We start from the raw sequence: 5,750 nt of genomic DNA, 5'->3' as shown, positions 1-5,750 counted from the left end.
CTTGGGCGGTGAGGTCGTGACCCTGGGTGGCAGCTCCTTCCTGGACGCCGCAGTGGCACGGCTGGGTCGGTTCGGCGAGGACGCCGGCTCTTTGCCTCCTTCAATTCGCTTGGCCAAGTACGGTGAGCAAGCGACCGCAGTGGGAGGCGCAGCGTTCGTTCTGCATACCGTACTGCGGCCGTATGCCGGCTGAGGCACGGCTCCCGCCGCAAGCTCCTACCCACGCCTGAACGCTACCAATAGATTGTCAGCGCTCGCAAACTGACATCCGACGTCATACAACCGCTCAAATTGTTGAGCACCGCACGCAGGGGGTCCGCGGCTACCATCGATTTTCTCGGCGATATCAAATTCGAGCTGGGAAGGGATGCACATCGCCTTGGCATCTGACCGACGTTTGGCGGACCACGCCACCAATACTCCATGAAGAACAAATTCTTTATATATGCGTCGCTCGTCCTGGGTGCTGCATCACCAATGGCGTTCGCTGCTGATACAGCCAAAGCTCCAAATAGGCTGGAAACCATTGCGATTGTTGAAAAGGTAGCCGATTACCAGATCACGGCAATGGCTGCCGGATTGAATCCAATCAAAACCGGCGAGGGCTATCCGAATCCAAAAGGCTGGGTTCAGGCGGCGCTCCTTGTCGGTCTCACGGAGCTGGCCGACCGAAGTTCAAATCCGCGTTACAAGCAGCTCATCATTCAGCGCGGTGAAGCAAATCAATGGAAGCTGGCCTCGCGAAAATACTTCGCTGATGACCAGGCGATTGGTCAGGCCTATTTGTGGGCCGCGAAGAATGGTGCGGGCGCCAATGCTCGCGCAGAAGTGAAGTCCGAACTGGACGCCATCCTGGAGAAGCCTTCCAGTGTGAAATTGGAATTCACCGAGCACCGCGAAGGTACTGGCCTTGAAGCCTTGGGCTGCCAATCCAGGTGGTGCTGGTCCGACGCGCTGTTCATGGCGCCGGCAATCTGGTTTGAGTTGAGCCTGCAAACGGGCGACCCAAAATATGCTGAGTTCGCCAAGCGGGAATTCTGGGTCACGACGCAGTTTCTGTTCGACGACGCAGAAAACCTGTATTTCCGCGACTCCAGATTCTTCGACCGCCGGGACGCAGCTGGCCGCAAGGTCTTCTGGAGCCGAGGTGTCGGCTGGGCCTTTGCAGGCTTGACCCGGATGATTGACCGCCTGCCCGAGGCCGACGCCGACCGCGCGCGAATGATTGGCGTCTTCCAGCGCATGGCGGCCAAGCTCAAGACACTTCAGAAAGCGGACGGCTACTGGGCACCCTCCCTGCTCGCGAACGGTGCCGAGACGCCTCCGGAATCGAGCGGCACGGCCTTCTACACCTACGGGCTGGCCTGGGGCATCAAGCGGGGTGTCCTCGACAAGGCGACCTATGAGTCGCCAACTCGCAAGGGCTGGGCGGCGTTGCTGCGCGCCGTTCACCCTGACGGCAAGCTTGGCTACGTTCAACCGGTCGGGGACAGGCCGGACCAGGTCAGCTACGAGGACACGCAGCTCTACGGCGTCGGCGCCTTCCTACTCGCGGGCACCGCGATGGCCGATCTCTGAGCCATTGATCGACACGCCAACATTCAGCCAGCGCAGCAGAGGACATGGTCAAGCTCACCATCAACGGCAAGCTCCATGAGCGGGACCTTGCGCCAGACATGCCGCTTCTGTGGGCGCTCCGCGACGAGTTCGGCTTGCCGGGCACCAAGTTCGGCTGCGGCATGGCGCAGTGCGGCGCATGCACAGTCCATCTCAACGGCGCAACGATCCGCTCGTGTCTCACACCCGTCAGCGCAGTTCACGGAGCGCAGATCACCACCATCGAGGGCGTGTCTGCCAGTCCGCAAGGCCGGGCGCTCCAGGCCGCGTGGCTCAAGCTGGATGTGATGCAGTGCGGCTACTGCCAGGCCGGGCAGATCATGAGCGCCGCGGCGCTGCTGAAGGCGACGCCCAAGCCGACGGATGCGGAGATCGATGCCGCCATGAACGGCAACTTCTGTCGTTGCGCAACCTATGTGCGCATCCGCGCCGCCATCAAGAGCGCGGCCGGCATGGACCCGACGGACACGCGGAGCGCCTGACATGGTTCAAGCCACTCGCCGCTTCTTCCTTGTTTCCACCGCTACGCTGGGTGGGTCCTTCATCGCCGGCTACGGCTGCACAAGGAGCGAAGCCAAAAGCGCGCTGTCCATGCTGAGCCACTACGTGCTGGTGTCGACCGATGGCCGTGTGACGCTGCGCGCGAAGAATCCCGAGATTGGCCAGGGCATCAAGACGACGTTGGCCATGGTCATTGCCGAGGAACTGGACGTCGACTGGGACCGCGTCCGCGTCGAGATGGCCCCCGTGGATGAAAAGCTCTTCGGGCCTCAAACGGCGGGGGGGTCGACCAGCATTCCAACCAACTACGACCTCATGCGGCGAGCCGGCGCCATTGTGCGGGCGATGTTCGTCCAGGCCGCATCGCAATCGCTGAAGGTGCCCTCTAACGAGTTGACGGTGCGCAGCGGCGTGGTGCGCCACGAGGCCAGCGGGAAGCAGCGCGACTATGGCGAGCTTGCCGCGCTCGCAGCAACGATGCCCGTTCCCAGTCCGGCCGAGGTCACGCTGAAGAACAGCGCCGACTTCAAGATCATCGGCACACCCAAGGCAGGTGTCGACGGCCCTGGGATCGTGAAGGGGGAACCGATATTCGGCATAGACAAGGTGCTCCCTGGCATGAAATACGCGGTCGTGAGTCGGCCGCCAGTCTTCGGTGCGAGGTTCCTGTCCGCCAATCTCGACGAAGTGCGCCGCCTGCCCGGCGTGCACAAGGTGCTGGTGATCAAGGGCACCGGCAACTTCAAGGGCCTGCAGGATGGCGTGGCCATCCTGGCGGAACGATGGTGGCTTGCGAAGGAAGCCCGCAGCCGGCTGAAAGTTGACTGGGATGAGTCGGCCAGCACACCGCACGACACGCTGGCGTACTCGGCGAAAGCAGACGATTTGCTGCGCAGATGCGGTAAGACGATCGTCAACAAGGGGCATGCGGACAGCGCCCTCGCGGATGCGGCCAAGGTGCTCAAGGCGCGCTACGACACGCCCTTCATCGCCCACCTGACGCTGGAACCCCAGAACGCCACCGCGCGGCCGACGAAGGATGGCGTCGAGATCTGGGCGCCGACGCAGGCGCCGGGCTGGGGCGTCAAGCTTGTCGCCAAGGAGCTGGGCATTGCCGAAACGAGCGTCACCGTGCACATGACGCGCGTGGGCGGCGGCTTCGGGCGGCGGCTGGAGAACGACTACATGGTCGAAGCGGCCGCAATTGCACTGCAATCCGGCGCTGTGAAGGTGCTGTGGACCCGCGAGGACGACATCGCTCACGACTTCTTCCGGCCAGGCAATCACCATCTGCTGCGTGCGGGGCTCAGCGCCGATGGGCGCATCGAGGGCTACGCCGCCCACGGCGTCACCTATGCGCGCGGCGGCAAGCCGACGCAGGGCGCCGACCTGGTGCCCCATGATTTCCTGCGCCAGACCTTGGATCACTTCCGCCTCGACGAGTCACTCATCGAGACCATCATCCCGACAGGCTATCTGCGCGCGCCGTCTTCCAACTCGCTGGCCTTCGTGCACGAGTGCTTCCTGGACGAGATTGCCGTCCAGGCCAAGAAGGATCCCTTCGAGCTTCGCCTTGAAATGCTGAATGCACGCAAAGGCCTCCCGCCCGATCCCCCGTTGAATTCGCGCGCGCCGCCGTACAGCCTGGAGCGGATCAAACGCGTTCTCGAGGTGCTCCGGCAACGCTCCGGATGGGGCCAGCAACCGCCCGACGAAAAGGGTGTGGGACTGGGCGTTGCCACCTATTTCAGCCATCGCGGCTATTTCGCCGAGGTGGCCAAGGTGCGTGTGAATGCAGACGGCAGCTGGCGCGTGCTCAAAGTCTGGGCCGTCGGCGATGTCGGCTCGACCATCGTCAACCCGTCGGCCGCACGCAACCAAGTCGAGGGCGCCATCATCGACGGCATCGGGCAGCTCAGGCAGGCCATCACCTTCGACAAAGGAAGAGTGGAGCAATCCAACTTCCATCAAATGGCGCTGATGCGCATTGCCGATGCGCCCCAGATCGACGTCGAGTTTGTCCTCAGCGATCACCCGCCAACCGGTCTGGGTGAGCCCGCCTTGCCGCCCGCCCTCCCGGCGGTCTGCAACGCCATCTTTGCGGCGACCGGCGTGCGCATCCGCAAGCTGCCTATCGACGAAACCCAATTGGAGAAAAAGCAATGGATGCGATGAAGCTGGCGTTGCTGCTGGCGGCTGGCACTGCTGCGGCCATGTCGATGGCGCAGCCTGCGCCCCCTGCTGACTTGCGGCCCGCCACGCCCGCCGAGCAGGTGCCGCGAGCGACCGTGCGCCACGCACCGGACCGCGCCGACGATCTGATCTGGGAGAACGATCGCGTCGCGCACCGCATCTACGGACCGGCGTTGCAAAAGATCGAGCCACCGTCCGGCTCCGGCATCGACACCTGGGCCAAGAAGGTGCGCTGGCCCTTCATGGATCGGCAGTTGAAGACGCCGAACTACCACAACGACTACGGTGAAGGCCTGGACTTCTACAGCGTCGGCGGCAGCCGCGGTGTAGGCGGCTTGGGCATCTGGTTCGAAGACAAGCTTTGGGTCTCGCGCAACTGGGCCACGCACAAGATCCTGCAAAACGGACCCGACGTGGCGTCCTTCCAGGTGACCTATGCGCCGTGGCCGGTGGGCGTGGACCGCAAGGTGTGGGAGACCCGCACCTTCACGCTGCCCCTTGGCACGAACTTCACCCGGCTGCAATCGGTCATCGAGTCCGACAAGCCAGAGAACCTGATCGTCGGCATCGGTCTGAACAAGACGCCGGTGGGCACGGCCCGGGGCGTATTGACGGTTGATGCCAAACGGGGCGTATTGATGTACTGGTCGCCTGCCCACGCCAAGCACGGCGCCATCGGCACCGCCGTGCGCGTCGACCCGGCCATGGTCGTCGACACAGGCGCCGACGCAGACAACCATCTGATCCGCATACGGGTGACACCGGGCAAGCCCTTCGTCTACTACATCGGCACGGTGTGGGAACAGGGGCTGGACTTCACCGACCGTGCCGCCTGGGAGGCCCACGCGTCTGCCGAGCGACTCGACTTCCATTCGAAATAAAGCTCTCCTCATGCGAACCACGCTTGCCATCCTGTTGGCTGCCATGGCGCTGTCGGCGCCCGCCTATGCACAGCCTGCCGAACCCGCCCTTTCTCCTGAGTTGCTGCCAGGCAAGGGGCTGTCGGAGCATCCATTCCTCTACTGCGGCGAGTACGAGCACAACGCCGACCAGCAAACCGTCCACCTGATCCGCGTTGGCAAGGAGGTGTGGAGCTACGCGGTGAAGTTCCGCGTCGTGCGCGACGAGAAGCCTGACATCCAGGAACTGGGCGATTGCACGCTGCTGCCGAATGGCCACGTGCTGTTCACGACGCGTTTCGGCGCGATGGAAGTCACGCCCGACAAGACGGTGGCCTGGCAATACATCGCGCCCAGCGGCACCGAAGTCCATTCGCTGCAGGCCTTGGACGGCGACCGCGTGCTGCTGACGCAGAACGGCAATCCGGCCAAGCTGCTGCTGATCGACAGAAAGCGCAATGTCGTGGAACGCAGCCTCATCGTCCCGGTCGGCAAGCCAGAGAACGTTCACGGTCAACTGCGCCGCGCGCGGATGACGAC

5 protein-coding genes and 1 pseudogene are annotated in these 5,750 nt (G+C 63.5%); all 6 read left to right on the top strand.

The annotated features are described in order from the left end of the window. Positions 1-193 (top strand): annotated as a pseudogene (locus ACXRVZ_RS27265) (hypothetical protein); the annotation flags it as partial. Positions 194-423: 230 nt separating this feature from the next. Beyond that, a complete protein-coding gene (locus ACXRVZ_RS27260) occupies positions 424-1,578 on the top strand; it encodes a glycoside hydrolase family 88/105 protein (protein ID WP_457425402.1) in 1,155 nt (384 codons plus the stop codon). A gap of 44 nt (positions 1,579-1,622) precedes the next feature. Then, the gene (locus ACXRVZ_RS27255) at positions 1,623-2,099 is read left to right on the top strand and encodes a (2Fe-2S)-binding protein (RefSeq protein WP_457425400.1); all 477 of its coding nucleotides are present in this window, start codon (positions 1,623-1,625) and stop codon (positions 2,097-2,099) included. Between the two features lies 1 nt (position 2,100). Next, entirely contained in the window at positions 2,101-4,293 is a 2,193-nt protein-coding gene (locus ACXRVZ_RS27250) for a molybdopterin cofactor-binding domain-containing protein (protein ID WP_458233092.1), read from the top strand. Further along, a complete protein-coding gene (locus ACXRVZ_RS27245; protein WP_458233091.1) occupies positions 4,281-5,192 on the top strand; it encodes a DUF4861 family protein in 912 nt (303 codons plus the stop codon). Before ACXRVZ_RS27250 ends, ACXRVZ_RS27245 begins: the two co-directional genes overlap by 13 nt. 10 nt (positions 5,193-5,202) lie before the next feature. After that, the coding region (locus ACXRVZ_RS27240) for a hypothetical protein (RefSeq protein ID WP_458233090.1) at positions 5,203-5,750 on the top strand (548 nt) is incomplete at its 3' end.

The sequence above is a fragment of the Roseateles sp. P5_E8 genome, from assembly GCF_054177665.1.
The sequence above is the reverse complement of the archived record's forward strand: the minus strand, read 5'-3'. Positions and strand labels throughout refer to the sequence as shown.